The 25,572-nt window shown below is 71.4% G+C and carries 26 protein-coding genes and 2 pseudogenes; 15 read left to right on the top strand and 13 right to left on the bottom strand.

Going from position 1 to position 25,572, the window contains the following annotated elements; all coding sequences use genetic code 11:
* Nucleotides 1–55: 55 nt before the first annotated feature.
* Entirely contained in the window at nt 56–475 is a 420-nt protein-coding gene (gene sodX, locus OOK34_RS05380; protein ID WP_267032715.1) for a nickel-type superoxide dismutase maturation protease, read from the top strand.
* Here sodX and OOK34_RS05385 read toward each other — a convergent pair.
* The gene (locus tag OOK34_RS05385; protein ID WP_267032716.1) at nt 379–1,008 is read right to left on the bottom strand and encodes a CGNR zinc finger domain-containing protein; all 630 of its coding nucleotides are present in this window, start codon (nt 1,006–1,008) and stop codon (nt 379–381) included. The two genes, sodX and OOK34_RS05385, sit on opposite strands and share 97 nt — an antisense overlap.
* A gap of 102 nt (nt 1,009–1,110) precedes the next feature.
* On the opposite strand from OOK34_RS05385, the gene OOK34_RS05390 reads away from it, so the two are divergent.
* Complete coding sequence (locus OOK34_RS05390; protein ID WP_267032717.1) at nt 1,111–1,869, top strand: trans-aconitate 2-methyltransferase; 759 nt, start codon at nt 1,111–1,113, stop codon at nt 1,867–1,869.
* Nucleotides 1,870–1,952: 83 nt separating this feature from the next.
* Here the strand turns inward: OOK34_RS05390 and OOK34_RS05395 are convergent, their stop codons facing one another.
* From OOK34_RS05395 to OOK34_RS05405, 3 genes are read right to left on the bottom strand one after another with little or no spacing between them, the layout of a single operon-like run.
* Nucleotides 1,953–2,705, bottom strand: coding sequence for an amino acid ABC transporter ATP-binding protein (locus OOK34_RS05395; protein WP_267036632.1), 753 nt, complete (start codon nt 2,703–2,705; stop codon nt 1,953–1,955).
* A gap of 11 nt (nt 2,706–2,716) precedes the next feature.
* Entirely contained in the window at nt 2,717–3,667 is a 951-nt protein-coding gene (locus OOK34_RS05400; protein WP_267032718.1) for an amino acid ABC transporter permease, read from the bottom strand.
* A gap of 30 nt (nt 3,668–3,697) precedes the next feature.
* Nucleotides 3,698–4,648: an ABC transporter substrate-binding protein gene (locus tag OOK34_RS05405; RefSeq protein WP_267032719.1), complete on the bottom strand. Its 951-nt coding sequence runs from the start codon at nt 4,646–4,648 to the stop codon at nt 3,698–3,700.
* Between the two features lie 526 nt (nt 4,649–5,174).
* Between OOK34_RS05405 and OOK34_RS05410 the strand changes: the two genes are divergently transcribed.
* Nucleotides 5,175–6,377, top strand: a complete 1,203-nt coding sequence (locus tag OOK34_RS05410; RefSeq protein ID WP_267032720.1) for an NADP-dependent malic enzyme — start codon at nt 5,175–5,177, stop codon at nt 6,375–6,377.
* Nucleotides 6,378–6,764: 387 nt separating this feature from the next.
* Nucleotides 6,765–7,727, top strand: coding sequence for a zinc-binding dehydrogenase (locus tag OOK34_RS05415; RefSeq protein ID WP_267032721.1), 963 nt, complete (start codon nt 6,765–6,767; stop codon nt 7,725–7,727).
* On the opposite strand, the gene OOK34_RS05420 is transcribed toward OOK34_RS05415, so the two are convergent.
* The 3 genes from OOK34_RS05420 to OOK34_RS05430 all read right to left on the bottom strand — a co-directional run bounded on the left by OOK34_RS05420 (nt 7,728) and on the right by OOK34_RS05430 (nt 10,963).
* On the bottom strand, nt 7,728–8,624 hold the full coding sequence (locus OOK34_RS05420; RefSeq protein ID WP_267032722.1) for a helix-turn-helix transcriptional regulator: 897 nt from the start codon (nt 8,622–8,624) through the stop codon (nt 7,728–7,730).
* A 1-nt stretch (nt 8,625) separates the two neighbouring features.
* Nucleotides 8,626–9,546 carry a DUF4097 family beta strand repeat-containing protein gene (locus tag OOK34_RS05425; protein WP_267032723.1) on the bottom strand — a complete coding sequence of 307 codons (921 nt, stop codon included), beginning with the start codon at nt 9,544–9,546 and terminating at the stop codon, nt 8,626–8,628.
* Between the two features lie 484 nt (nt 9,547–10,030).
* Nucleotides 10,031–10,963: a LysR family transcriptional regulator gene (locus OOK34_RS05430; RefSeq protein ID WP_267032724.1), complete on the bottom strand. Its 933-nt coding sequence runs from the start codon at nt 10,961–10,963 to the stop codon at nt 10,031–10,033.
* A gap of 224 nt (nt 10,964–11,187) precedes the next feature.
* Here OOK34_RS05430 and snpA point away from each other — a divergent pair, with 224 nt between their 5' ends.
* Complete coding sequence (gene snpA / locus OOK34_RS05435; protein ID WP_267032725.1) at nt 11,188–11,850, top strand: snapalysin; 663 nt, start codon at nt 11,188–11,190, stop codon at nt 11,848–11,850.
* A gap of 267 nt (nt 11,851–12,117) precedes the next feature.
* Here the strand turns inward: snpA and OOK34_RS05440 are convergent, their stop codons facing one another.
* The 4 genes from OOK34_RS05440 to OOK34_RS05455 all read right to left on the bottom strand — a co-directional run bounded on the left by OOK34_RS05440 (nt 12,118) and on the right by OOK34_RS05455 (nt 16,030).
* The gene (locus OOK34_RS05440) at nt 12,118–12,702 is read right to left on the bottom strand and encodes a dihydrofolate reductase family protein (RefSeq protein WP_267032726.1); all 585 of its coding nucleotides are present in this window, start codon (nt 12,700–12,702) and stop codon (nt 12,118–12,120) included.
* Between the two features lie 100 nt (nt 12,703–12,802).
* Nucleotides 12,803–13,396: a GNAT family N-acetyltransferase gene (locus tag OOK34_RS05445; RefSeq protein WP_267032727.1), complete on the bottom strand. Its 594-nt coding sequence runs from the start codon at nt 13,394–13,396 to the stop codon at nt 12,803–12,805.
* A 181-nt stretch (nt 13,397–13,577) separates the two neighbouring features.
* Nucleotides 13,578–14,627 carry a family 2 encapsulin nanocompartment cargo protein polyprenyl transferase gene (locus OOK34_RS05450; RefSeq protein ID WP_267032728.1) on the bottom strand — a complete coding sequence of 350 codons (1,050 nt, stop codon included), beginning with the start codon at nt 14,625–14,627 and terminating at the stop codon, nt 13,578–13,580.
* Entirely contained in the window at nt 14,624–16,030 is a 1,407-nt protein-coding gene (locus tag OOK34_RS05455) for a family 2B encapsulin nanocompartment shell protein (RefSeq protein ID WP_267032729.1), read from the bottom strand. The genes OOK34_RS05450 and OOK34_RS05455 overlap by 4 nt, the downstream gene beginning before the upstream one ends.
* A gap of 183 nt (nt 16,031–16,213) precedes the next feature.
* Here OOK34_RS05455 and OOK34_RS05460 point away from each other — a divergent pair, with 183 nt between their 5' ends.
* The 5 genes and pseudogenes from OOK34_RS05460 (at nt 16,214) to OOK34_RS05480 (ending at nt 19,504) form a co-directional block, all read left to right on the top strand.
* The gene (locus tag OOK34_RS05460; RefSeq protein ID WP_267032730.1) at nt 16,214–16,666 is read left to right on the top strand and encodes an Rrf2 family transcriptional regulator; all 453 of its coding nucleotides are present in this window, start codon (nt 16,214–16,216) and stop codon (nt 16,664–16,666) included.
* A gap of 106 nt (nt 16,667–16,772) precedes the next feature.
* Nucleotides 16,773–17,012: pseudogene (locus tag OOK34_RS05465) on the top strand (hemin transporter); the annotation flags it as partial.
* A gap of 395 nt (nt 17,013–17,407) precedes the next feature.
* A pseudogene (locus OOK34_RS05470) lies at nt 17,408–17,902 on the top strand (hemin transporter); the annotation flags it as partial.
* A 91-nt stretch (nt 17,903–17,993) separates the two neighbouring features.
* Entirely contained in the window at nt 17,994–18,584 is a 591-nt protein-coding gene (locus tag OOK34_RS05475) for an N-acetylmuramoyl-L-alanine amidase (RefSeq protein ID WP_267032731.1), read from the top strand.
* Nucleotides 18,585–18,610: 26 nt separating this feature from the next.
* Entirely contained in the window at nt 18,611–19,504 is an 894-nt protein-coding gene (locus OOK34_RS05480; RefSeq protein WP_267032732.1) for a 1-aminocyclopropane-1-carboxylate deaminase/D-cysteine desulfhydrase, read from the top strand.
* 401 nt (nt 19,505–19,905) lie between these two features.
* On the opposite strand, the gene OOK34_RS05485 is transcribed toward OOK34_RS05480, so the two are convergent.
* A complete protein-coding gene (locus OOK34_RS05485; RefSeq protein WP_267032733.1) occupies nt 19,906–21,489 on the bottom strand; it encodes a Na+/H+ antiporter in 1,584 nt (527 codons plus the stop codon).
* Nucleotides 21,490–21,545: 56 nt separating this feature from the next.
* Between OOK34_RS05485 and OOK34_RS05490 the strand changes: the two genes are divergently transcribed.
* The 3 genes from OOK34_RS05490 to OOK34_RS05500 all read left to right on the top strand — a co-directional run bounded on the left by OOK34_RS05490 (nt 21,546) and on the right by OOK34_RS05500 (nt 23,427).
* Nucleotides 21,546–21,806, top strand: a complete 261-nt coding sequence (locus tag OOK34_RS05490) for a UBP-type zinc finger domain-containing protein (RefSeq protein WP_267032734.1) — start codon at nt 21,546–21,548, stop codon at nt 21,804–21,806.
* Between the two features lie 212 nt (nt 21,807–22,018).
* Entirely contained in the window at nt 22,019–22,432 is a 414-nt protein-coding gene (locus OOK34_RS05495; RefSeq protein WP_033218654.1) for an anti-sigma regulatory factor, read from the top strand.
* A gap of 41 nt (nt 22,433–22,473) precedes the next feature.
* The gene (locus OOK34_RS05500) at nt 22,474–23,427 is read left to right on the top strand and encodes an RNA polymerase sigma factor SigF (RefSeq protein WP_267032735.1); all 954 of its coding nucleotides are present in this window, start codon (nt 22,474–22,476) and stop codon (nt 23,425–23,427) included.
* A 45-nt stretch (nt 23,428–23,472) separates the two neighbouring features.
* Here OOK34_RS05500 and OOK34_RS05505 read toward each other — a convergent pair whose 3' ends face one another.
* On the bottom strand, nt 23,473–23,916 hold the full coding sequence (locus OOK34_RS05505) for a hypothetical protein (protein WP_267032736.1): 444 nt from the start codon (nt 23,914–23,916) through the stop codon (nt 23,473–23,475).
* An 84-nt stretch (nt 23,917–24,000) separates the two neighbouring features.
* On the opposite strand from OOK34_RS05505, the gene OOK34_RS05510 reads away from it, so the two are divergent.
* Both OOK34_RS05510 and OOK34_RS05515 read left to right on the top strand, forming a co-directional pair.
* Nucleotides 24,001–24,966 carry a diacylglycerol kinase family protein gene (locus OOK34_RS05510; protein ID WP_267032737.1) on the top strand — a complete coding sequence of 322 codons (966 nt, stop codon included), beginning with the start codon at nt 24,001–24,003 and terminating at the stop codon, nt 24,964–24,966.
* Between the two features lie 320 nt (nt 24,967–25,286).
* Entirely contained in the window at nt 25,287–25,544 is a 258-nt protein-coding gene (locus OOK34_RS05515) for a WhiB family transcriptional regulator (protein WP_004937597.1), read from the top strand.
* Nucleotides 25,545–25,572 lie beyond the last annotated feature (28 nt).

Consider the following 25,572-nt stretch of genomic DNA (forward strand, 5'->3'; position numbering starts at 1 on the left):
GAGCGAACGTACGGGGCCGTACGGCAGCATGCGGGGAGGGACGAGGAGGCCGGACATGGCGGAGAGCAGGCAGGCGCGGGTGCGCGTCGGGATCACCGAGGTGACGGGACCGTCGATGGTGCCGACGCTACTGCACGGGGACCGGCTGGTGGTCCGGTACGGGGCGCTGGTCCGGCCGGGTGACGTGGTGGTGTTCCGCCATCCGCTCCAGCAGGACCTGCTGGTGGTCAAGCGGGCTGCCGAGCGCCGCCCGGGCGGCTGGTGGATGCTCGGGGACAATCCGTTCAACGAGACCGGGGACAGCACCGATTACGGCGCGGTCCCCGACGAGCTGGTGCTGGCGACCGCCGTGCTGCGGCTGCGGCCGCGCCCGGCGGGTCAGCGCTCGCTGAGGGCGCGGCTGTCCTGGGCGGTGTCGGCGGTGCGGCTGCTGCGGGCGGACGCCTCGGCCTCCAGCCGCTTGCGGGCGCGGTAGGCGGCGACGTTGGCGCGGGTTGCGCAGCGGTCGGAGCAGTAGCGCCGGGACCGGTTGGTGGAGGTGTCGAGGTAGGCGTTGCGGCAGGGCGGTGCCTGGCACAGGCCGAGGCGGTCGGGGCCGTGCTCGGTGAGGGCGAAGGCCAGGCCCATCGAGGCCATGGCGGCGTAGCCGGCGGAGGCGTTGGAGGGGTGCTCGGCCAGGTGGATGTGCCAGTCGGGCCGGCCGTCCTCGCGGAGGGTGTCGTGGCCGGTGACCTGGGGGCTGACCGGGAACTCCATGAGGAGGGAGTTCAGCAGGTCGACGGCGAGGACGTGGTCGTCGCCGTCGGCGGCCTCGAAGACGGCGCGCAGCCGGCCGCGGACGTTGCGGAAGCGGGTGACGTCGGTGTCGGTGACCCGGCGGGCCATTTGCACACTGGCTCCGAAGAGGGCGCGGACGTCGTCCACCGAGGTGAGGGCGTCCTTGTTGCGGGCCGGCTCCTCGGTGTTGACCAGGCGCACGGCGAAGTCCGAGTAATGGGCCAGTTCCACTTGTAGTCCTTACGGCTGCGGATTAGTGTCTGCACGAGCCGGGTAACGGCTGGTATGCCCTCGAGGGTATTACGTAAGAAGGGGTTCGGAATGGCGGATGCGATGACTGGCTCGTTCGGTACGGACTGGCAGGCCTGGCAGGACAGCTGGGACCGGCAGCAGGAGTGGTACATGCCCGACCGCGAGGAGCGGTTCCGGGTGATGCTCGACATGGTCGAGGCGCTGGTGGGCCCGTCCCCCCGGGTGCTGGACCTCGCGTGCGGTACGGGAAGTATCACGGACCGGCTGCTGCGGCGGTTCCCGCGGGCGACCAGTACGGGGCTGGATCTCGACCCCGCGCTGCTGACGATCGCCCGGGGCCACTTCGCCGGGGACGAGCGGGTCGGCTTCGTCACCGCCGACCTCAAGGACCCCCACTGGCGCGAGGCGCTCCCGTACGACTCCTACGACGCCGTGCTGACCGCGACCGCCCTGCACTGGCTCCCGAGCAAGGACCTGGCCGCCCTGTACGGGCAGATCGCGCCGCTGGTGCGTCCCGGCGGGGTGTTCATGAACGCCGACCACATGCCCGACCCCGCCACCCCGCGCATCGACGCCGCCGAGCACGCCCACCGGCACGCCGCGATGGACCGGGCCCGGGCCGCGGGCGTCCTGGACTGGCGCGACTGGTGGGCCCTGGCCGGGGCCGACCCGGTGCTGGCCGAGGCGGTGAAGGCCCGGTACGAGATCTACGGGGAGCACGCCGACGGCGACACCCCCGACGAGTTCTGGCACGCCCGCGCCCTGCGCGAGGCCGGCTTCGCCGAGGCCCGCTCGGTATGGCGCTCCCCCTCGGACGCGCTGGTCCTAGGCCTTAGGTAGGAACCTCCGAAATAAACCGAACGGAGGGGCGGCACGGGGATCCCGTACCGCCCCTCCGACTCAGCGCCTCTCGGCCAGGCCGCCTAGAGCACCTTGGACAGGAACGCCTTCGTCCGGTCGTGCTGCGGGTTGCCGAGCACCTCGCGCGGGTGGCCGGACTCGACCACCACGCCGCCGTCCATGAAGACGAGGTTGTCGCCGACCTCGCGGGCGAAGCCCATCTCGTGGGTCACCACGATCATGGTCATGCCCGACTCGGCCAGGTCCCGCATGACGTCGAGGACGTCACCGACCAGCTCCGGGTCGAGGGCCGAGGTGGGCTCGTCGAAGAGCATCAGCTTCGGCTCCATGGCCAGCGCGCGGGCGATCGCCACGCGCTGCTGCTGGCCGCCGGAGAGCTGGGTGGGGTAGTTCCCGCCCTTGTCGCCGAGGCCGACGCGGTCCAGGAGGCGTACGGCGCGCTCGCGGGCCACCGCCTTGGACTCGCCCTTGACCATGACCGGGGCTTCCATGACGTTCTCTATGGCCGTCATGTGCGGGAAGAGGTTGAAGCGCTGGAAGACCATGCCGATGTCCCGGCGCTGGGCCGCGACCTCGCTGTCCTTCAGCTCGTAGAGCTTGTCGCCCTTCTGCTTGTAGCCCACCAGCTGGCCGTCGACCGACAGGCGGCCGGAATTGATGCGCTCCAGGTGGTTGATGCAGCGCAGGAAGGTGGACTTGCCGGAGCCGGACGGGCCGACCAGGCAGAAGACCTCGCGGGGGGCGACCTCGAGGTCGATGCCGCGGAGGATGTGGGCGGGGCCGTACGACTTGTGTACGCCTTCGGCCTTGACCATCGGCTGGGCGGTCACTTCGCCACCTCCGTACGGCGGAACATGTTCAGGTTTGCCTTGAGCCGCTCGAACGGGGTCGGCGGCAGGCTGCGCAGCGAGCCGCGGGCGTAGCGGCGCTCCAGGTAGTACTGGCCGACGCTGAAGACGCTGGTCAGCGCGAGGTACCAGATGGAGGCGACGAAGTACATCTCGATGACCGCGCCGGCGGTGCTGCCGATGTTGGAGCTGGCCCGCAGGAGTTCGGTGTACTGCACGGCCGAGACCAGGGAGGAGGTCTTCAGCATGTTGATGAACTCGTTGCCGGTCGGCGGGATGATCACGCGCATCGCCTGCGGGAGCACGACGCGGCGCATGGTCTGCGTCCGGGTCATGCCGAGTGCGTGCGAGGCCTCGCTCTGGCCCTCGTCGACGGACTGGATGCCCGCGCGGACGATCTCCGCCATGTAGGCGCCCTCGTTCAGGCCGAGGCCCAGCAGGGCGACCATGAACGGCGTCATGACGTCGACGGTCTCGTTCTTGTAGATCGGGCCCAGGTTGATGTACTGGAAGATCAGCGGGAGGCTGAACCAGACCAGCAGCTGCACGTAGACCGGGGTGCCGCGGAAGAACCAGATGTAGAGCCAGGACACGAAGCTCGTGACCGGGTTGTGCGAGAGCCGCATCACCGCGAAGAGGATGCCGAGCGCCAGGCCCAGCGCCATCGCGGAGACGCTGATGATGATGGTGTTGCCGAGGCCGCTGATGACCGAGGGGTCGAACAGCTTGTCGCCGACCGTCCCCCAGATGATCTTGCCCTGGGAGAAGGCGTAGACGAGCCACGCGAGGAGCACGGCGACCACCACGGCGCTGATCCAGCGCCCGTAGTGCCGTACGGGGATGGCCTTGATCGCCTCGTAGGGGGTGGTGCCCGAGGCGCCGGGCCCGGCCGGAGTTTCGGCCGGACCCTTGTCGATCTTGTCAGTCACAATGACTGCCCTTCAGTGGAGCGCTCGGTCTTACTTGCCCGCGTTGACCGTGGCGGACTGCACGGCGCTCTCCTTGACGTTCCACTTCTCCAGGACCTTGGCGTAGGAGCCGTCCTTGATGATGGCGTCGAGCGCTTCCTTGAGGGCGTCGCGGAGCTGGGTGTTCTCCTTGGAGACGGCGATGCCGAAGAGGCCGACGTCGGCCTGCTGGCCGCCGACCTCGAAGTCGTTGCCGCCGCCCGAGGTCTTCGCGGTGTAGGCGGTGACCGGGTAGTCGTTCAGGTCGGCCACGGCGCCGCCGGCCTTGACGCGGGTCTGCGCCTCGGCGTCGGTGTCGAAGGCCTCGATGGTGAGCTTCTTGTCGCCGCACTTCTCGGCCTGCGCCTTGAAGGTGTCCTCGTACGTGGTGCCGCGCTGGACGGCGACCGTCTTGCCGCAGAGGTCGTCGAGGGACTTGATGTTGTCCGGGTTGCCCTTCTTGACCAGGAGGGAGACGCCGGAGGAGAAGTAGTCGACGAAGTCGACGCCCTTGCCGATCTTGGCGCCCTTGTCGTCGAGGCCTTCCTGGCGCTTCTTGTTGTCCGTGATCGAGGACATCGCGACGTCCTGGCGGCCGGTCTCCAGGGAGGTGATCAGGCCGTCGAAGGTGCCGGAGGTGAACTGGAACTTCACACCGAGCTGCTTGCCGAGCGCCTCGGCGATGTCGGGGTCGACGCCCACGATCTTGCCGCCGTCGACGAACTCCATCGGCGCGTACGCCGTGTCCGAGCCGACCTTGATGACACCGGCGTCCTGGATCTTCTTCGGGAGCTTCGAGAACAGCGGGGCGCTGTTGTCGGTCTTGCCCGAAGGGGTCGAGCCGTTGCCCTCGGTCTGGTCGCCACACCCGGTGAGGATCAGGGCGCCGGCGACCGCGATCGCGCCGACCGCGGCGATGCGGGACCGGGCGGCGGTCGTACGACGGGTGGTGCTTGCGGTCATGAGCTGGTTCCTCCGACAGGGGTGGAAAAGCATCCGAGAGAGGTCGGGCACGCACCATCGAGTGTCGCGACCTTGTGTGATTACGGCATCTTGCCATTCGGACTGACGCATTCAGGCTGCTCGTCAGGTCAAAATCAGATAACGGGCGCCCCCGACTACCCAACAGGACTGCGGGCAAGGCCTCCCGGAGCCGCACAAAACGCCGTGACCTGGCGCTTTTGCCTCACTATTTGCGGCGCGTCTCGCATATCGGACACAGACCTTTGGACTTTTAGCCAAAACCAGGACAAGGACCCTACGATCAGTCCGGAATCGACTCGTCTGGGCGAGTGTTCTTCGGGTAGAACAGATCCTTACACCCCTCATCCGGGGCTCAGGGCGCGCGTGCGGCGCGCCCGCGCGTACGAACCTCCCCTTCGCGGAGACGGTCCAACCGTCGATGCGGAGTACGGACGCGGTGCCCGCCCACCCCTTAACCAGGAGTGGCCACCCTCAACGATTCAAAGGACTTAAGGGGTCACACGAAGTGGCAGCGGAGATCGTCAACCCTCGCAGTGACAGTGCGACGGACAACAACCCCGATGCGGTGTTCGCACTGCACCGCGGCGGCAAGATGGCCATTCAGGCCACGGTGCCGGTCAACGACAAGGATGACCTGTCCCTGGCGTACACGCCCGGCGTGGCGAAGGTGTGTACCGCCATCGCCGAGCAGCCGGAGCTGGTGAACGAGTACACCTGGAAGTCGAACGTGGTCGCCGTCGTCACCGACGGTACGGCCGTGCTCGGACTCGGTGACATCGGTCCCGAGGCCTCGCTCCCCGTGATGGAGGGCAAGGCGATCCTGTTCAAGCAGTTCGGCGGTGTGGACGCGGTGCCGATCGCGCTCGCGACCAAGGACACCGACGAGATCATCGAGACGGTCATCCGTCTGGCGCCCTCCTTCGGCGGGGTGAACCTGGAGGACATCTCCGCCCCCCGCTGCTTCGAGATCGAGCGGCGTCTCCAGGAGGCGCTGGACATCCCGATCTTCCACGACGACCAGCACGGCACGGCCATCGTGACGCTGGCCGCGCTGCGCAACGCCGCGAAGCTCACCGGTCGCACCCTCGGCGACCTGCGGGCCGTGATCTCGGGCGCCGGCGCCGCGGGCATCGCGATCGCCAAGATCCTGGTCGACGCGGGCATCGGCGACGTCTGCGTCACCGACCGCAAGGGCGTGGTCTCCTCGGACCGCACCGACCTGACGGACGTCAAGGCGGAGATCGCGGGCCTGACCAACAAGAGCGGGCTGAACGGCACGCTCGAGGAGGCCCTCGCGGGCGCGGACGTCTTCATCGGCGTCTCCGGCGGCACGGTCGGCGAGGAGGCGGTGGCCTCGATGGCGAAGGACTCCTTCGTCTTCGCCATGGCCAACCCGAACCCGGAGGTCCACCCCGACATCGCGCACAAGTACGCGGCTGTCGTGGCCACCGGCCGCTCGGACTTCCCGAACCAGATCAACAACGTGCTGGCCTTCCCGGGCATCTTCGCGGGTGCCCTGAAGGTGCGCGCGACCCGGATCACCGAGGGCATGAAGATCGCCGCCGCCGACGCCATCGCCGGTGTCGTGGGTGACGAGCTCGCCGCCGACTACGTGATCCCCTCGCCGTTCGACGAGCGCGTCGCCGAGGCCGTCACGGCCGCGGTCGCCGCGGCGGCGAAGGCCGACGGAGTGGCCCGCCTGGCCTGAGGCGCCACGCTGAGCTGTACGGGTGAGGCCCGGCCGGAACGTTCCGGCCGGGCCTCTTCGCGTGCGCGTCGCTCCCTCGCAGGAACGCACCCTCCCCGCCCCCGAACCGGGAGGGGTCGCTCCGCCCTCCTTGCCGGGCGCGCGAGAGAACGCGGGAACGCAAAGCGAGAATGCGACGAGAATGACAGGCTCATGACGAGCGCGCCGCATGGCTTGAATCCTACCCCCATCCAGGGGCCCTCTTGACGTTCCGGTTAGTCCTATGGGAGCAGGCAAACCGCCTGGTACGGACGGTAGTTGAGGATCGAACAAGCGCTTCCGCTCCGGCTCGCCGACGGTTTCCGGCCTCTGGCCAGGTCGCCCTACCGCCCGGTAGCCTCTGGCGCCATGTTCGCTGCCTATGCCGCCAGAATCGACCGAGACCAGCCGCTGAGCGGCCTTGAGCTGGGCGAACGCCCCGCTCCCGAGGCCCGCCCCGGCTGGGTGACCGTCAACGTCAGGGCCGCCTCGCTCAACCACCACGACCTGTGGTCGCTGCGCGGAGTCGGCCTCGGCGAGGACAAACTGCCCATGATCCTCGGCTGCGACGCCGCCGGGACCGACCAGGACGGCAACGAGGTCGTCCTGCACTCCGTGATCGGCCAGAGCGGCCACGGAGTCGGCCCGGACGAGCCGCGCTCGGTCCTGACCGAGCGCTACCAGGGCACCTTCGCCGAGCAGGTGACCGTGCCTGCCTGGAACGTGCTGCGCAAGCCCGCCGAGCTCTCCTTCGAGGAGGCCGCCTGCCTGCCGACGGCCTGGCTGACGGCCTACCGGATGCTCTTCACCAACGCCGGGGTCCGCCCCGGCGACTCGGTGCTCGTCCAGGGCGCGGGCGGCGGGGTGGCCACCGCCGCGATCGTCCTGGGCAAGGCGGCCGGCCTGCGGATGTTCGCCACCAGCCGCGACGAGGCCAAGCGCAAGCGGGCCGTGGAGCTGGGCGCGGTGGAGGCGTACGAGCCGGGCGCGCGGCTCCCGCACCGGGTGGACGCCGTCATCGAGACGGTGGGCGCGGCCACCTGGTCGCATTCGGTCAAGTGCCTGCGCCCCGGCGGCACCCTGGTGATCTCCGGCGCCACCAGCGGCGACACCCCGGCGCACGGCGAGCTGCGGCGGATCTTCTTCCTGGAGCTGAAGGTGGTCGGCTCGACCATGGGCACCAAGGACGAGCTGGAGGACCTGCTGTCCTTCTGCGCGGCCACCGGCGTACGGCCCGTCATCGACCAGGTGCTGCCGCTGGACCGCGCCCGCGAGGGCTTCGAACGGCTGGAGTCCGGGGACCTCTTCGGCAAGATCGTACTGACGGTCTGATCAGGCGCCCGGGCGCAGCCCCGCCGCGATGCGGGCGGCGGCGGCCGCCAGGTGGGCGCGGGCCTCGGCGAGCTGCGCCGGGGTCACGCCGTGGTCGCGGGCCGCGTCGCGGACATCGTCGCGGAAACGATCCAGCAGCCGGTCCAGGTCCCGCGCCGGGTCGGCCGTGGGCGCCAGGTCCTCGGCCCATCCCGAGCCCGAGGGCCCCGGGGCGCTCGGCGTCCCGGCCGGCGCGGGGTCGGCCGCGGTGCCGCCGCCCAGCCAGGCTCCGGCCAGGCTGCCCAGCACCCCGCCCGGCTTGGTGAACTGCTCCTGGAGCTGGGCGGCGATGCGCTGGACCTCCTCGCGGGCCCGATCCTGGGCCTCCTTGGCCTGACGGCGGGCCTGCTGGGCCTCCTCGCGGGCCCGGCGGCTCTCGTCCTTCGCGCGGCGCGCCTGCTCCTTCCACTCCTGCTTGGCCTTGCGGAGTTCCTCCTTGGCGGCCTTCCAGGACTCGTCCTCGACGTGGGTCGCCGTGGCGGAGGCCGCGGCCCGCATCTCGCGGCGCAGGTCGCCGGCGGCGCCGCGGACGTCGTCGCGGATCTCGGCGGCCAGCTCGGAGACGGAGTCCCGGATCTCCAGCTCCAGGTCGGCCAGCTCCCCGACCCGGTCGGCCAGTTCGGCGCGGCCCGCCTCGGTGATGGAGTACACCTTGCGCCCGCCCTCGGTGGCGTACGTGACCAGCCCCTCGGCCTCCAGCTTCGCCAGCCGCGGGTACACCGTGCCCGCGGAGGGCGCGTACAGGCCCTGGAAGCGCTCCTCCAGCAGGCGGATCACCTCGTACCCGTGGCGGGGCGCCTCATCCAGCAGCTTGAGGAGGTAGAGGCGGAGGCGGCCGTGGGCGAAGACGGGCGGCATGTCAGAGAACCTTCTTGTCGAGCTGGAGGGGGGCGGCGTCGGCATCGGCCTGCGGGCGGCGCAGAAGGGCGATGGCTCCGGAAACCGTGGTGGCCCGCAGGGTGCCGGAGCCGGTGCCGAGGGTGCCCGTGATCCGCTTGGCGCCGAGCTGGCCGGTGACCCGCAGGTCCTCGAAGGCGTTGGAGACGCCGCCGGTGGCGGTGTTGGCCTCGACCTTGGCGTCGGCGGGGTGCGGGAGCCGGATCGCCACCTGGCCGGAGACGGAGTTGAGGAGGATGTCCACCGGCCGGGGGGCGGCCGGGTCGGGGACCAGGTCGATGAGCATGTCTCCGCTGACCGAGTCGGCCCGCACGCTGCCGCCCGCGCCGTCGACCACCGTCAGACCGCCGGAGACGGAGTGGAAGCCGAGCTCACCCGTGACGGACTGGGCCTCGACGCTGCCGGAGACCGTGTGCGCCTTGACCCGGCCCGAGAGCCCGACCAGGGTCGCGTCGCCCGAGACCCCGTGGACCTCGGTGCCGCCGGCGATACCGGAGACGAAGGCGGCGGCGCTGACGGTGGCCAGCTCGACGCGGGTGGCGGCGGGGACGGTGAGCGTCACGGTGACGCTGCGCTCCCAGGCCTTGCGGCCGTCCTTGGAGGCACCGGCCCAGGCCTTCCAGGGCTTGCCCTCGAACCACTTCTTGAAGCCCTGCGAACCGTTCCAGGGCAGGTCCTCGTACGAGAGCGTGAGGGTGCCGCCCTCCTGGACCACGTGCAGCGGCGGCCCCTCGACCTCGCTGACCTCCAGCCTGGCCGGGCCCTCCTCGGAGGCGACCACATTCACCGCGCCGCCGACGACGCGCACGCGGAGGTCGGCCACCGGCTGCTCGAAGGTGAGCTTCTGCGGTGCGGCGACGGACCAGGTCATCTGCTCTGCCATGGTGCTGCTCCTCCTCGGGGCTGACGCACGCAACATATCGCGTCTTCTCGCTAACACGATATATCGCGGCCGAGGGAAGTCAAGCGCGACCCGCGCGACCCGCGGTCCCGCTGCGCGGGGCTGATCCCCTACCCGCCCTTCGCCCGTTCCCCGGGGCTGCGCCCCGGACCCCTTGGGGGCTCCGCCCCAGACCCCGCGCCTCAAACGCCGGCGAGGCTGGGGGTGCCAGCGAGGCGGGAAGGGCCGGCGAGGCTGGGGGACGCCAGCGGGACCGGATGGGACTGCACCCGCACGGGGTCGCGTACGTGAGGGGGCGGGGGCGGGGTGGGGTGTCGTCCGAGACTAAAACGAGATGAATTCGGCGCGAGGCACCGCCCGGCAGACCAGCAGAGCCAGGGCGCCGAACATCGAAGCCCGTCCCGGACGACACCCCACCCCGCCCCCGACCCCGACCCACCGACACACCGCCCGGCAAGGGCTACGGCTACGCCACCAGCAGCGAGCTCCCCCGCCGCCGCAGCCACGCGCGGTACGGCGGCGTCCGCAGGGCCGCTTCGCGGTAGGCGTCGCGGAGGTCCTCGTAGACCTCCGCATGCTCCCCCGGCCGGGTCGCCAGCAGGAGCCGCACCGCCAGGGGGTCCCCCGACAGCGGCCGGATGGCCATGTCGTCCCGCGGCCCGGACGTCGGCTGGCACGGCGCCACCGCCTCGCCGGAGACGATCAGCGAAGCCGCCGTGTGGTAGTCGGCGTGCAGCACGGGCGGGTCGAGCCCCGCCCCCGCGAACACCCTCCGCAGCCCGTCCCACTCCCCGTCGACGGAGGGGTCGACGGTCCAGCGGTCACGGGCCAGGTCCTGTAACTCCACGATCTCCGACCGCGCGGCCGGATGGTCCCGGGACATGGAGACGAACTGCGGCTCGCGCTCCATCAGCACCCGCAGCTCCAGCCCGGCCGGCACCCGCAACGGACTGCCCTCGACCTCGTGCACGAACGCCACGTCCAGCTGCCCGGCGGCCGTCATCCGCAGCAGCGCATTGGCCGAGACGTCGACCACCAGCGAGGTCTCCGTCTCCGGCGCGCGCCGGTGCAGCCGCCGCAGCCACCCCGGCAGGGCCCGGCTGGCCGTGGAGCCGATCCGCAGCCGCGGCCCGTGCGCCGCCGCCCGCGCCTCCGCGACCAGCGCGGCCATCTCGGCGAGCAGCGGCCGCGCCCGCCCGAGCACGGTCCGCCCGAAGGGGGTCGGCCGACAACCGGTCCGCTCGCGCAGGAACAGCTCGCCGTCCAGGGCCCGTTCGATCCGGCGCAGTTGCGTCGTCAGCGAGGGCTGGCTCACGCCGAGTTGCCGGGCGGCCTTGTGCAGGCTGCCGGCGTCCGCGATGGCGCACAGCGCGCGCAGGTGCCTCACCTCGAGCTCCATGACCCGAGGGTAGGCGGGCGGGGAGGGTCGCACCAGCCGCCGATAGCCCCCCGAATCCCGCCATTCTCACGCTAGTTGACCAATGTGAATCTTGCCGAAACCTGCCCGATAGGCCGGAGCTATCGGCCTCTGACATCATCCCCCGGCCCCATCGGCTCCCTCAGACTCCGGTACCGGACTACCCATCCACCCCCCACAGCACCGGCTGAGTAGGAGCCCCCCACATGCGCCACTCCCGTAGGACCATGCTGTCCGCCGCCACCGTCGGCCTCGGCGTCGCCGCCGCTCTCGGAGGTGTCGTGCCCACCGCCGGGGCCACGACCGCCCCCGCCGACGGCTCGGCCCGTTACGCCGCTTACGAGCGCTCGCAGGAGAACGAGGCCGCCACCCGGGCCTTCTTCGAGGCCGTACAGCGCTCGGTCGCCGAGCAGCGGGCCGCGAACCCCGGCGCGCTCGCCGTCACGGTCACCTACAACACCCGCAACGCGCCGAGCTTCCGCACGCAGATAGCCAGCTCCACCCGCATCTGGAACAGCTCGGTCACCAACGTGAAGCTCCAGGAGGTGTCCTCGGGCGGGAACTTCTCGTACCGCGAGGGCAACGACTCCCGCGGTTCGTACGCGAGCACGGACGGGCACGGCCGCGGCTACATCTTCCTCGACTACCAGCAGAACCAGCAGTACAACTCCACCCGCGTGACCTCGCACGAGACCGGTCACGTGCTGGGCCTGCCGGACCACTACTCGGGCCCGTGCAGCGAGCTGATGTCGGGCGGCGGTCCGGGCACCTCGTGCCAGAACGCCACCCCGAACAGCGCCGAGCGGACGCGCGTGAACCAGCTGTGGGCCAACGGCCTGGTCGCCTCGGGCCTGGACTCCAAGGGCTGACCCCAAGGGCTAGCCCGGAGGATCCCGAGGGCTAAGCCGCAGGAACGTACCGAGGGCAGTCCGGGTTCCGGCAGGGGCCCGGACTCCACTCGGGAATGAAGATCCCCAGGGACTTGCGCCGTCTGACCACCGTGTCGACGGGGCTCCCGCAAGCCGGGCACGTCTGCTGCTCGTGCCCGGCGTGCGGGGCGACCGTCCCGTGCTCGCGCTGCTGCTCTTCACCGGCCATACCTCCACGGTAGGCCGGTTTCACCCGTTATGGCGGGGTCAGCGCTTGACGTCGTACGAGGTGACGACCTGGCCGCCGCCGAGGGCGGTGCAGCCGGTCAGCTCCAGGGAGCGCACGCCGAAGCCGGCCCGGGACATCGGCATGCCGGTGCCCACCACGACGGGGTAGGTCTTCACGATGTACTCGTCGATCTCGTCCACCAGCTGGGCCGCGAGGTCCGCCCCGCCGCACAGCCAGATGCCGAGGCCGTCCCGCTCCTTGAGCTCGCGGACCTTGGCCGCCACGTCACCGCTGATCAGCTGCACCTCGGGGTCGGGCGAGACCGTGAGGGAGCGCGAGACGACGTACTGCTCGCGCATGTGGCCGTAGGGGCTGGTGAGGCCCAGCTTGAGGCCCGGCTCATAGGTGCCCCGGCCCATGAGGACCGCGTCGAACCGCTTCGGGGCGGCGTCCTCGATCCCGAGCTGGGTGCGCCCCGGGCCGGAGACCGTCTCGGGGTACTCGGCCGTCAGGTGACCGATGAACTCCGGGTCGAGGTAGCTGTAGATGAAATCGGCATCGCCGTCCGGGGCTCCGATGAAGCCGTCGACGGTGGTGGCGATGAAGTACGTGAGCTTGCGCAAGCGATTCTCTTCCGTTTGGCGGTGCCACCGCTCCGGGGCACGTCGATGAAAGTACTTCACCTGGAGTACTTTGCCAACCCTCTATTTCCGCAAGCCCCACTCAGCCGCGCGGCTTGCGCCACATGGGCCACATCAGCGGCCCCTCCGGAAGCCGCACCGCCTCGCCGGTGAACTCCCAGCCCAGCCGCTCGTACAGCCGCTTGCTGCGCTCGCTGCTGGCCTCCAGGTACGCCGGGACCCCGTCCCGGTCGCAGCGCTCCAGCACCGGCCGCATCAGCTCGGTGCCCAGGCCCTCGCCCTGCCGGCCGGGCGCGACCGCGATCATCAGCAGGTACTCGTGCTCCTCGGCGGTCGGGTGGACCTCCCCCGTGAGCCGCCCGACCAGCTCGCACCGCTCGTTGTCCGGGTCGGCCGCCGCCCGCATCTTCGCGGGGACCTCGTCCTCGCCCTCGTGCTCGCCCGCCGGGATCCGCAGCCACAGCGCGGCCGCCGAGCCGTCCACCGCGTAGTCGATCCGGCCCTCGGCCAGCGCGACGTCCGCGAAGACCCCGAGGAACTTGGCGTTCACCGCGGCCCGGTGCTCCGGGTCCGGGAAGACCCAGCAGGTCACCGGATCGTCGCGGAAGGCCTCGTCCAGCAGGCGCGCGACCGCGTCCCGGTCCGACAGATCCGCCTGACGTATCTCCAGCACCATGGGTAACACCCTTCACTCACGTGTCAACTAACGCGAGCGATCCTAGAGTTGCCCGGAGCAGTTCATAAGACCCGCATGCCGAAAGGCCTGTTCCGGCACCCCGCAGCACCGGAACAGGCCTCCGCCCTCCACCCCTCCACCCCTCCCCCTCCACCCCTCCCCCCTCCCCAGGGGATGTCCGCTACTTCGTCCGGCGCGTGACGAACTCCGCGAGGGCCAGCAGTCCGCCCGCCGCCGCGAGGTCGGGCACCGCCCGGGACAGCTCCTGCACCGCCCGGCCCATCCGGTCGGCCGCATGGGCCTGCGCCCAGTCGCGGCCGCCGGCCCGCTCCACCGCCCGGGCGGCGCGGGGCACGTCGTCCTCCTTCACGGAACCCGCGTACAGGGCCGCCAGCTCCTCCCCGGCCTCGGTGCCCGAGGTGAGGGCGGCCACGACCGGGAGGGACTTCTTGCGGGCGAGCAGGTCCGCCCCGGCCGGCTTGCCGGTGTGCCCGGGGTCGCCCCAGATGCCGATCAGGTCGTCGATCAGCTGGAAGGCCAGCCCGGCCTCCCGCCCGAAGGCGTCCATCGCCTCGACCTCCTCCGGCCCGGCCCCCGCGTACAGCGCGCCCAGCGCGCAGGCGCAGCCCAGCAGGGCCCCGGTCTTGGCCGTGGCCATGGTCAGGCACTCGTCGAGCGAGACGTACGGACGGCTCTCGAAGGCGCAGTCCGCCTGCTGGCCCTCGCACAGCTCGACCACACAGGCCGCGAGCCGGGCCGAGGCCGCCGCCGAGGCCGGGTGCGGGTCCTCGGCGAGCAGCCGCACCGCGAGCGCCATCATGGCGTCGCCCGCCAGGATCGCGTCCGGCATCCCGAAGACGGTCCAGGCGGTGGGCCGCCCGCGCCGCTGGACGTCCCTGTCGATGATGTCGTCGTGCAGCAGGGTGAAGTTGTGCGCCAGCTCCACGGCCGCCGCCGCCCGTACGGCGTCCCCGGCGGCGGCCCGCGGTACGCCCAGGGCCTGCGCCGAGGCGAGCACGAGCGCCGGCCGGATGGCCTTGCCCGCGCCGCCCTCCGCGGGGCTTCCGTCCTCGCGCTCCCAGCCGAAGTGGTACATCGCCACCCGCCGCATCGCGCCGGGCAGGCTTCCGACGGCCCGGCGCAGTTCCGGGTTGACCGTTTCTCTTGTGGCTTCCAGCAGGGCCGCCGCTTCCTGCCCCTCGCCCGCCACCACGGCGTCGGCGGTCCTCAACGCCAGCGGCCGATCTCGACGTTCTCCAGGACGCCCAGCGCGTCCGGCACCAGGACGGCGGCGGAGAAGTAGGCCGTCACCAGGTAGGAGATGATCGCCTGCTCGCTGATCCCCATGAACCGCACGGACATGCTCGGCTCGATCTCGTCGGGGATGCCGGGCTGGTGGAGGCCGATCACGCCCTGCTCGTCCTCGCCGGTGCGCATGCACAGGATGGAGGTCGTACGGGCGTCGCTGATCGGGATCTTGGTGGACGGGAAGATCGGCACGCCCCGCCAGGAGGGCACCTGGGTGCCGCCGAACTCGACCGTCTCCGGGTAGAGGCCGCGCTTGTTGCACTCGCGGCCGAAGGCGGCGATGGCCTCGGGGTGGGCGAGGAACATCCTGGAGCCGCGCCGCATGCTGAGCAGCTGGTCCATGTCGTCGGGGGTGGGCCCGCCGTCGTGGGGCTGGATGCGCTGGTCGTAGTCGGCGTTGTGGAGCAGGCCGAACTCGGGGTTGTTGAGCATCTCGTGCTCCTGGCGCTCGCGCAGCGCCTCGACCGTGAGCCTGAGCTGTTGCTCGGTCTGGTTCATCGGGTGGTTGTAGAGGTCGGCGACGCGGGTGTGGACGCGCAGGACCGTTTGTGCAATGGAGAGTTCGTACTCGCGCGGCCGGGCTTCGTAGTCGACGAAGGTGCCGGGGAGCACGGCTTCGCCGTGGTGGCCGGCGGAGAGGTCGATCGCCGCCTCGCCGTAGGAGTTGGTGGGCCGGGCGGGCCGGCTCCGTACACCGTCCACGTGCGCCCGCAGCGATTCGGCCCGGTCGGCGAGGAGCTGGAAGTCCTGGCGGGACAGCACCAGCGCGGTGCCGGCGGTGGCGGCGCGGGCGGTGTACTCCCAGATCGCCGCCTCGTCGGTGAGGGAGCCCTCGCCGAAGTACGCGCCGTCGGCGACGGTCCGCAGGACCGCGTCGCCCCCGTAGGGGCCGGGGCCGATCTGGTCGATGCGGCCGTGGGCGAGCAGGAAGACCTGGTCGGAGGGGCTGCCGAAGGAGGTGAGCTCCTGGCCGGCCTCGAAGTCGACCTGCCGGCAGCGGGCGGCGAGCTCGGTGAGGACCTCCTCGTCCGCGTAGTCGCGCAGCAGCGGGAGTTCGCCGAGTTCGGCCGGGATGACCTGGACCTGGGAGCCGGTCTTGACGAACTCCACGATGCCGTTGCCGACCGAGTGGCTGAGCCGGCGGTTGACGCGGTAGGTGCCGCCCTGCACCGGGACCCACGGGAGCATCTTCAGCAGCCACCGCGAGGTGATCTCCTGCATCTGCGGCGCGGACTTGGTCGTGGTTGCCAAGTTCCGGGCGGCCGAGGTTCCCAGACTGCGTTGCGGCGTCCTGGGTTCGGCTTCGGAACCTGCCTGGACCGACATGTGTTTCCCTTTCGATCACTCCATGGTCTGCGGAACGGAAGCCTTCCAGCACGCAACGTGGTGAGACCATTACACAAATGAGTGGGACTACTCGGTGCGGGCGTGGGCATCTTCCAGGGCTCAACGCCTTCACACGCGGCGACTCTAATTTGTATCTGCGATTCCAGTTTCTACCCTGAAGCCATGCGGCTGACCCGATTCACCGACCTGGCGCTGCGCGTACTGATGCGCCTGGCCGTCGAGGACACGGACCTCCCCACCACCCGCGAGGTGGCGGCCACCATGGAGGTTCCGTACACCCACACCGCCAAGGTGGTCGCCAGGCTGCAGCGCCTCGGGCTGATCGAGGCCCGGCGCGGCCGTGGCGGCGGGCTCGCGCTCACCGCCGCCGGACGCGCCACCTCGGTGGGCGGGGTGGTGCGCGAACTGGAGGGCACGGGCGACGTCGTGGACTGCGACGGCACCACCCCGTGCCCGCTGCGCGGGGCCTGCGTCCTGCGCGGCGCGCTGCGCCGGGCCCAGGAGGCCTTCTTCGCCGCACTGGACCCGCTCACGGTGAACGAGCTGGTGGCGGCCCCCACGGGGCCCCTGCTGCTGGGCATCTCGAGCGGCGCGCGGAGCAGTACCGCACCCTGACCGGATCCGACCCGAGGGCGCCTTCGAACAGATCTGCGCATGGCGCCGGGGCCGTCCCGAGCCATTAAATACGCATGTGCCATACCAATTAAGCGAGGAGCTCCCCATGCTGTCCGAGAAGTCGGCCGCGACCGTACGTGCCACCCTGCCCGCCGTCGGGGCCGCGATCGGCGACATCACGGAGCTGTTCTACGAGAAGCTGTTCGCGGCCCACCCGGCGCTGCTGCGGGACCTGTTCAACCGCGGCAACCAGAACGCCGGGCTCCAGAAGCAGGCCCTCGCCGGCTCCATCGCCGCCTTCGCCACCCACCTCGTGGAGCACCCGGACACCCGCCCGGACGTGATGCGGACCGGCGCCGACGCATCTGCCCGGCCACCACGCCTCGGTCCAGATTGAACTGACCGACTGGGGCCCGGCAGATCCGCCAGTACAGCGTCTCTGATCGGCGTAGCCATCCCGTGTCACCCACGGGATCCACACACGGCAGGATGCCAGACCTACACCGATCGCCTTCGCGCCCTGGTGCCGACCGGCTGACCGGTGGCCCGTGTGAGCACGTCCCTCCGGACGCTGGTTGGCCCAGCCTGCACGGCTATAGGGCCAAGGAGGGTGCCCGACGTCGCCTGGGCGCCGGGCGTGCGCATACATACCGTCACGAATCCACCACGTATGGCGAGTTGAAGCGGCAGGGGTCTCCACCTACCCCGGCTCCCCGGGCACGCGCAATCACCGTCAAGCGCGACGGCGAGGTCTCCCACCACCTCCACACCCGGGTCCGCACCGGCGACGCCCTGCGCGTCTCGGCCCCGTACGGCGACCTGGCCCTCGGGGACTCCACCGCGCCGGTCCTGCCGGCCTCGGCCGGCATCGGCTGCACCCCGATGCTGTCGATGCTGGAGCACCTGGCCGACAGCGGGCACACCGCCCCCGTCACCGTCCTGCACGCCGACCGCACCCCCGACGACCACGCCCTTCGCTCGGACCACCGCGCCCTGACGCACAAGCTCCCCGACGCCACGGCCCGGTTCTGGTACGAGGCCGGGGCCGAGGCCGGTGACGGGACCGGCCGCGTCGACCTGACCGCCGTCCCGGTCGCGCCCGGCACCCGGGCCTACCTCTGCGGGCCGCTCCCCTTCATGCGGGCGGTACGCGCCCAGCTGCTCGCCAAGGGCGTCCCGGCCGCGGACATCCACTACGAGGTCTTCGGCCCGGACCTGTGGCTCGCTTCGGCGTAAGGGCTGGCCGAATCACGCCCTAGCCTCGGAAGGGCCGCCTCCGCTACACCGGTAAGTGACGGAACGAACACACACGGTAAAGGAGGCGGCCATGACCGCACCCATGTCCGCGGCCCGCTTCATCCAGGCCCTGCGCGCCGAGGGCCTGACCGTCGTGGAGGTCGGCGCCTGGCGCACGCGCAACCGCAACCACAAGGGCCCCTGGGGGCCGGTGCACGGGGTGATGATCCACCACACCGTCACCAACGGCACCGCGTACACGGTGGAACTCTGCCGCGACGGCGACTCCGCCCTGCCCGGCCCGCTCTGCCACGGGGTCATCACCAAGGACGGCCGCGTCCACCTCGTCGGCTTCGGCCGCACCAACCACGCCGGCGCCGGCGACTCCGACGTACTGGCCGCCGTCATCGCGGAGAAGCGGCTGCCGCCGGACGACCGCGCCGACACCGACGGCAACCGGCACTTCTACGGCTTCGAGTGCGAGAACCTCGGCAACGGCGAGGACCCCTGGCCGGCCGCCCAGCTCGACGCCATGACCCGCGCCGCGGCCGCGGTCTGCCGGGTCCACGGCTGGGGCGCCCGCTCGGTACTGGGCCACCGCGAATGGCAGCCCGGCAAGATCGACCCCCGGGGCTTCACCATGGACTGGTTCCGCGATCGCGTCGCCGACCGCCTGAAGTGAGCCGCGCCTGCCCTGACAATGGCCTGGTGACCCACCCCGAACTGCGCCCCCGCCCGCCGTCCCCCCTCGTCGAGGCGGCCGACGAGCGCTTCGCCGCGCACGGGGTCCGGCTGCTGCTCAAGCGGGACGACCTCGTCCACCCGGAGCTGCCCGGCAACAAGTGGCGCAAGCTCGCGCCGAACCTCCGGGCGGCGGTGGAGGCGGGCCACGGGCAGCTGGCCACCTTCGGCGGGGCCTACTCCAACCACCTGCGGGCCACCGCCGCGGCCGGCCGGCTCCTCGGCCTGCGCACCGTCGGCATCGTACGGGGGGACGAGCTGGCCGGCCGCCCCCTGAACGACTCCCTCGCCCGCTGCGCGGCGGACGGCATGCGGCTGCACTTCACGACCCGCTCGGAGTACCGCCGCAAGACCGAACCGCAGACCCTGGCCCGCCTCCTGGAGGCGGCCGGCGCGACCGGGGCGTACGTCGTCCCCGAGGGCGGCAGCAACGCCCTGGCCCTCACGGGCTGCGCGGAACTGGGCCGCGAGCTGCGCGGCCGGTGCGACGTGGCGGCGGTGGCCTGCGGTACGGGCGGCACCCTGGCCGGCCTCGCGGCGGGGCTGGCCCCGGGCCAGCGGGCACTGGGCGTACCGGTCCTGGCCGGGGGCTTCCTGGGCGCGGAGATACGTTCCCTCCAGGCCCTCGCCTTCGGCGGCCCGGCCGGCGACTGGGCCCTCGCGGAGGGCTACGACCACGGCGGCTACGCCCGTGTGCCGGCGGCGCTGGATTCCTTCGCCGCGGACTTCGAGTCCCGGCACGGGGTCCCGGTGGAGCGGATCTACGTCGCGAAGCTCCTCTGGGCCCTGACGGCCCTCACCGCCGAGGCCGCCTTCCCCCGGGGCACCACCCTGACCGCCGTCATCACCGGCCCCCCGTAACCCGGCTGCCCCGGTTCCCGCTGCGCGGAGCAGCTCCCCTACCCGCCCTTCGCCCGTTCCCTGGGGCTCCGCCCCAGACCCCGCGCCTCAAACGCCGGCGAGGCTGGAGGGTGCGGCGGGGCTGGATGGCGCCAGCGGGACCGAATGGGACTGCGCCAGCACGGGGTCGCGCACGTAAGGGGTCGGGGGCGGGGTGGGGTGTTGTCCGGGACTAAAACGAGATGAATTCGGCGCAAACCACTGCCCCGCAAACCAAGCACCGCCAAGGCGCCGAACATCGAAGCCCGTCCCGGACGACACCCCACCCCGCCCCCGACCCCGACCCACCCACAGCACCCCACCCCCACCCCCGCCCGGTCAGGGCAACGACCCACCCCGAACACCGCCCGGCCAGGGCACGGTCAGCCCGTCTCCTCCCGGTACGCCGCCGCCTCCTCGAGGTCCAGGCGGCGCAGCAGCCCCCGCAGCATCTCGTCGTCGATCCGCCGCCGGTCCCGCAGCGCGACGAACACCTCCCGCTCGGCCTCGATCATCTCCCGCGCCAGCCGCCGGTAGACGTCGTCCGCCGACTCCCCCGTCACCGGGTTGACCTCCCCCAGCCGCTCCCACACCGCGTTGCGCCGCCGTTCCAGCACCGTCCGCAGCCGGTCCGCCAGCGGCGGCGGCAGCGTGCTGTTCGCCGGGTCGCCCAGCAGCTCCGCCAGCCGCTCCTCCGCCGCCCGCGAGGCCTCGCTCTGCGCCTGCGCCTCCGCGAGGGTCTCGGCCTGCGCGTCCCGTGGCGGCAGCTTCAGGATCCTGATCAGCGGCGGCAGCGTCAGCCCCTGCACCACCAGCGTCCCGATGACGGTCGTGAACGTAAGGAACAGGATCAGGTTCCGGTGCGGCACGCTCATCGGCACGGAGAAGGCGATCGCCAGCGACACCACCCCCCGCATCCCGGCCCACCCCACGATCGCCGGGGACTTCCAGTCGGTGTCGGGCTCCCGGTGCCGGATCCGCTCGGACACCCACCTCGGCACGAAGGTCGCCGGGAACACCCACAGGAACCGCGCCACCACAACCGCGAGGAACACCGCGACGGCGTACCAGGCCGCGGCCATCCCCTCGTACTCCCCCAGCCCCTTCAGGACCACCGGCAGCTGGAGCCCGATCAGCGCGAAGACCACGGACTCCAGTACGAAGGCGACCACCTTCCACACGGCCTCCTCCTGGAGCCGCGTCGCGAAGTCGACCTGCCAGTTGCGGTGCCCCAGGTACAGGGCCACGACCACCACCGCCAGCACCCCGGAGGCGTGCACCCGCTCCGCCGCCGCGTACGCCACGAAGGGGATCAGCAGCGACAGCGTGTTCTGCAGCAGCGGCTCCCGCAGCCGCTTCCTCAGCCAGTGGATGGGCACCATCAGCAGCAGCCCCACACCGACCCCGCCGACCGACGCCAGCAGGAACTCCACGACCCCGCCCGCCCAGCCGGCGCTCACCCCGACCGCGGCGGCCAGCGCCACCTTGTAGGCGGTGATGGCGGTGGCGTCGTTCACCAGGGACTCGCCCTGGAGGATGGTCGTCATCCGGCTCGGCAGCCCGAGCCGGCGGGCGATCGCCGTCGCCGCGACCGCGTCCGGCGGCGCGACCACCGCGCCCAGCACGAGGGCCACGGGCAGCGACAGCCCCGGCACCACCAGGTACGCGAGGTACCCGACGGCGAGCGTCGCGAAGAGCACGTACCCCACCGACAGCAGCGCGATCGGCCGTACGTTGGCCCGCAGGTCCAGGTACGAGCTGTCGACCGCGGCCGTGTGCAGCAGCGGCGGGAGCAGCAGCGGCAGCACGATGTGCGGGTCGAGGGTGTACGCGGGCACCCCCGGCAGGTACGCGGCGATCAGCCCCGCAGCGACCAGCAGCAGCGGCGCGGGCACCGGCGTCCGCCGGGCCGCCCCCGCCACGGCGGCGCTCCCCGCCACCAGCGCCACCAGCGGCAATACCTCCATCGATGATCCACCCTCGTCACGTCGTCCACCCGCACCCTGGCCGTACGCTGGCCATCATGAGCGAGTGCACCCACGTTGCCGAACTGCCGCGCCCCGAGCCTGTCCCGCATGCGCCGACCTGCCCGGAATGTGAGGTGCTCGGGAGTCATCCGGTGCAGCTGCGGATGTGCCTCGGCTGCGGTTACGTGGGCTGCTGCGACTCCTCGCCCCACCGGCACGCCACCGCGCACCATCAGGAGACCGGTCACCCGGTGATGCGGAGCTTCGAGCCGGGCGAGACCTGGCGGTGGTGTTTTGTCGACGGTTCGATCGTCTGAACCGGGGTAGGTCAACCCTCCGCCGGTTCCCCCGAATTGGGCCCGCAGACCCCTAGCCACTGTGCGTACTCATGGGCTTACCATCAGTCACCGCACTTGGCGGGGTCGGCCCGGTCGCTCCAAGCGGGCGCGATGAGGGGTGCCGCGACACGATCGCCCGGATCGCGATAGCGTCACCGGCGAACAGAGCTCGTACCACCTTGGAGGTGAGGGTGTCCCAGATCGCAGGCGAGCCCGGGACCCAGGACTTCGTGGAAGTCCGGCTGCCGGCTGCGGGTGCCTACCTGTCGGTGCTGCGAACGGCCACGGCCGGTCTCGCGGCACGTTTGGACTTCACCCTCGACGAGATCGAGGACCTCCGCATCGCGGTGGACGAGGCCTGCGCGATCCTGCTCCAGCAGGCCGTGCCCGGCTCCGTCCTCAGCTGCGTCTTCCGGCTGATCGACGATTCGCTGGAAGTGACCGTCTCCGCGCCGACCACCGACGGGCGGGCGCCGGAGCGCGACACGTTCGCGTGGACGGTCCTGTCGGCGCTGGCCGGCAAGGTCGAGGCCACGGTCGAGGAGAACAAGACAGTGAGCATCAGCCTCTACAAACAGCGCGGCGCGGGGCCAGGCCCGGCGTGAGCGGCGGGGAGATCCCGGTGCGGGGCGGGGATCGGCCCCGGGTGAGGCACGAGGTCGACGGCGGCATCCCGGAGCAGCAGCAGGCCCGGCCGCACCCGGCTGACGCGGATGCGGAAGACGGCTTTTTGGACTCGGCGGAGCGACGGGCGGGCCCTATGAGCGAGAACCAGCAGGACCAACCACTGCCACCGGAGGCCGCGGCCCCGGAGGTGCCGGCCGCGCCCGTGGCGCTGCCGGATCCGCGGGACCGCAGCGGCGCGCGGGCCCTGTTCTTCGAGCTGCGCCGGCTGCCCGAGGGATCACCCGAGCGGGCGGAGCTGCGCAACCGGCTGGTGCGGATGCACCTGCCGCTGGTCGAGCACCTGGCGCGGCGGTTCCGCAACCGCGGCGAGCCGCTGGACGATCTGACCCAGGTCGCCACCATCGGCCTGATCAAGTCGGTGGACCGGTTCGACCCGGACCGCGGGGTCGAGTTCTCCACGTACGCCACGCCCACCGTGGTCGGCGAGATCAAGCGGCACTTCCGCGACAAGGGCTGGGCGGTACGGGTGCCCCGGCGCCTGCAGGAGCTGCGGCTCTCGCTGACCACGGCCACCGCGGAACTGTCCCAGCAGCACGGCCGGTCCCCGACGGTGCACGAGCTGGCCGAGCGGCTGGGGATCTCCGAGGAGGAGGTGCTGGAGGGGCTGGAATCGGCCAATGCCTACAGCACGCTCTCCCTCGACGTGCCGGACACCGACGACGAGTCGCCGGCGGTCGCGGACACCCTGGGCTCGGAGGACGAGGCGCTGGAGGGCGTCGAGTACCGGGAGTCCCTCAAGCCGCTGCTGGAGGGGCTGCCGCCGCGGGAGAAGCGGATCCTGCTGCTTCGCTTCTTCGGCAACATGACCCAGTCGCAGATCGCGCAGGAGGTCGGCATCTCGCAGATGCACGTCTCCCGGCTGCTGGCCCGCACCCTGGCCCAGCTCCGGGAGAAGCTCCTCGTCGAGGAGTGATCGCGCAGCGGCCGAGGAGCGGTGGGCGGGCGGCGGAATCCGGGACTAGCGGGTTCCGTCCGCCTGCCCGATCCCCAGTGCCTGGGTCGCCGTCGGGTTCACCAGGAGCGCGGCGACGGCCACCGCGGCCAGGGCCAGGGCCACGGCGGCGGCGGTCATCGCCCCGCCGGTGGTCCACAGGGTCCAGGCGACCGGCATGGCCATCAGCTGGGTGATCAGTGCCGGGCCGCGGCTCCAGCGGCGGCCCAGGCGCAGCCCGCGCGCCGCGATCAGCGGGAGCGCGGCGAGGGCGAGCAGGGTGATGCCCCCGGTCTCGGCCTGCTGCGGGGAGTCGGGGTCTCCGGCGATGCCGACGAACAGCATGTAGACGCCGAGGCCGGCCAGGGCCAGGCCCTCCAGCGCGGTGAGCGCGGCGGCGGCGGTCAGCCGGCCCGGCAGCGCTGCGGGCTCGGGGGCGGCGGGGGCTTGGGGGGTCGGCTTCTTGCTCACCCCAGCAGCCTAGCCGCGGCCCGTCGGGCCCGGACGGTACGGTCGGTATGGGTCGCATATGGAGGGGTGGGTAGTCTGGCGCTCATGCGTGCACTTCTCGTGGCCAACCCAGCAGCGACGACCACCAGTGCGCGCACGCGCGACGTCCTGACCCATGCCCTGGCCAGCGAGATGAAGCTGGAGGCGGTGACCACCGAGTACCGGGGGCACGCCCGCGACCTGGGGCGCAAGGCCGCGCACGAGGGCGTCGACCTGGTGGTGGCGCTGGGCGGCGACGGCACCGTCAACGAGGTCGTCAACGGGCTGCTGCACAACGGCCCCGATCCGGAGCGGCTGCCCGGGCTGGCCGTGGTCCCGGGAGGGTCCACGAACGTGTTCGCCCGCGCGCTCGGGCTGCCGAACGACGCGGTCGAGGCGACGGGCGCCCTGCTGGACGCCCTGCGGGAGAAGCGCGAGCGGACGGTGGGCCTGGGTCTGGCGGCCGGCGTCCCGGGGAGCGAGGACGAGTCGGTTCCGGCGCGCTGGTTCACCTTCTGCGCGGGCTTCGGCTTCGACGCGGGTGTGGTGGGGCGCGTGGAGCAGCAGCGTGAGCGCGGCAAGCGTTCGACGCACGCGCTCTACGTACGGCAGCTGATGCGCCAGTTCTGGGAAGAGCCCAACCGCCGGCACGGCACGATCACGCTGGAGCAGCCCGGCGCGGATCCGGTGACGGATCTGGTGCTGTCGATAGTCTGCAACACCTCACCGTGGACGTACTTGGGAAACCGGCCCCTGTACGCCTCTCCGGAGGCGTCGTTCGATACCGCACTTGACGTATTGGCGCTCGACCGTTTGTCAACTCCGGCCGTCGCCCGGTACGCCACGCAGCTCCTGACCTCGACTCCTGAGCGCGGTCCACACGGCAAGCACGCGGTGTCTCTACACGATCTGACCGACTTCACCTTGCATTCGAAGGTTCCACTCCCCTTCCAGATGGACGGGGATCACCTCGGGCTGCGTACCAGCGTTCGGTTCACAGGCGTACGCCGTGCACTGCGTGTGATTGTGTGAGTGGAAGGGCCTAAAGTCCTTTCACTCGAACGTTTACACGCCGGTCCACCCCTAGGAACTAGGGCTGTGACCTAGTAGACACCGACGAATCCAAAAAAACTTTCCGGAAGGGGTTGTATCCCCGTCCGAGGTTTGCGAATCTCTACATGGCGATCGGGACAGCCCGCAGAACCCGGCACCCACACAGATCGCCAGAACCCCTCCACGAATCTTCGGACCCCACCAGGCAACTGGGGGTCGGCCCTTCCCTCACGGGGGGATTCGTGAAAGCGTTCACATTCACAAGCAACCTGCCCGCAATACAAGGAGATGGAGCAGCCATGGACTGGCGTCACAACGCCGTTTGCCGCGAGGAAGACCCGGAACTCTTCTTCCCCATCGGCAACACCGGTCCTGCGCTGCTGCAGATCGAGGAAGCCAAGGCCGTCTGCCGCCGTTGCCCCGTCATGGAGCAGTGCCTGCAGTGGGCGCTCGAGTCCGGCCAGGACTCCGGTGTCTGGGGCGGTCTCAGCGAGGACGAGCGCCGCGCGATGAAGCGCCGCGCCGCTCGCAATCGGGCGCGTAACGCCACCGCCTGACATCGACTTTCGAGCCTCGAGCCGCAGC

It is taken from the genome of Streptomyces sp. NBC_00091, from assembly GCF_026343185.1.
GTDB lineage: Bacteria > Actinomycetota > Actinomycetes > Streptomycetales > Streptomycetaceae > Streptomyces.

Excerpts from the sequence above, each read along its gene's own strand:
- OOK34_RS05420 (WP_267032722.1), bottom strand. The coding sequence starts at position 8,624 with ATGCCGCCCGTCTTCGCCCACGGCCGCCTCCGCCTCTACCTCCTCAAG.
- OOK34_RS05415 (WP_267032721.1), top strand. The coding sequence starts at position 6,765 with ATGTTCGCTGCCTATGCCGCCAGAATCGACCGAGACCAGCCGCTGAGC.
- OOK34_RS05390 (WP_267032717.1), top strand. The coding sequence starts at position 1,111 with ATGACTGGCTCGTTCGGTACGGACTGGCAGGCCTGGCAGGACAGCTGG.
- OOK34_RS05490 (WP_267032734.1), top strand. The coding sequence starts at position 21,546 with ATGAGCGAGTGCACCCACGTTGCCGAACTGCCGCGCCCCGAGCCTGTC.
- OOK34_RS05455 (WP_267032729.1), bottom strand. The coding sequence starts at position 16,030 with ATGTCGGTCCAGGCAGGTTCCGAAGCCGAACCCAGGACGCCGCAACGC.
- OOK34_RS05430 (WP_267032724.1), bottom strand. The coding sequence starts at position 10,963 with ATGGAGCTCGAGGTGAGGCACCTGCGCGCGCTGTGCGCCATCGCGGAC.
- OOK34_RS05515 (WP_004937597.1), top strand. The coding sequence starts at position 25,287 with ATGGACTGGCGTCACAACGCCGTTTGCCGCGAGGAAGACCCGGAACTC.
- OOK34_RS05445 (WP_267032727.1), bottom strand. The coding sequence starts at position 13,396 with ATGGTGCTGGAGATACGTCAGGCGGATCTGTCGGACCGGGACGCGGTC.
- sodX (WP_267032715.1), top strand. The coding sequence starts at position 56 with ATGGCGGAGAGCAGGCAGGCGCGGGTGCGCGTCGGGATCACCGAGGTG.
- OOK34_RS05405 (WP_267032719.1), bottom strand. The coding sequence starts at position 4,648 with ATGACCGCAAGCACCACCCGTCGTACGACCGCCGCCCGGTCCCGCATC.
- OOK34_RS05475 (WP_267032731.1), top strand. The coding sequence starts at position 17,994 with ATGACCGCACCCATGTCCGCGGCCCGCTTCATCCAGGCCCTGCGCGCC.
- snpA (WP_267032725.1), top strand. The coding sequence starts at position 11,188 with ATGCGCCACTCCCGTAGGACCATGCTGTCCGCCGCCACCGTCGGCCTC.
- OOK34_RS05425 (WP_267032723.1), bottom strand. The coding sequence starts at position 9,546 with ATGGCAGAGCAGATGACCTGGTCCGTCGCCGCACCGCAGAAGCTCACC.
- OOK34_RS05510 (WP_267032737.1), top strand. The coding sequence starts at position 24,001 with ATGCGTGCACTTCTCGTGGCCAACCCAGCAGCGACGACCACCAGTGCG.
- OOK34_RS05395 (WP_267036632.1), bottom strand. The coding sequence starts at position 2,705 with ATGGTCAAGGCCGAAGGCGTACACAAGTCGTACGGCCCCGCCCACATC.
- OOK34_RS05485 (WP_267032733.1), bottom strand. The coding sequence starts at position 21,489 with ATGGAGGTATTGCCGCTGGTGGCGCTGGTGGCGGGGAGCGCCGCCGTG.
- OOK34_RS05460 (WP_267032730.1), top strand. The coding sequence starts at position 16,214 with ATGCGGCTGACCCGATTCACCGACCTGGCGCTGCGCGTACTGATGCGC.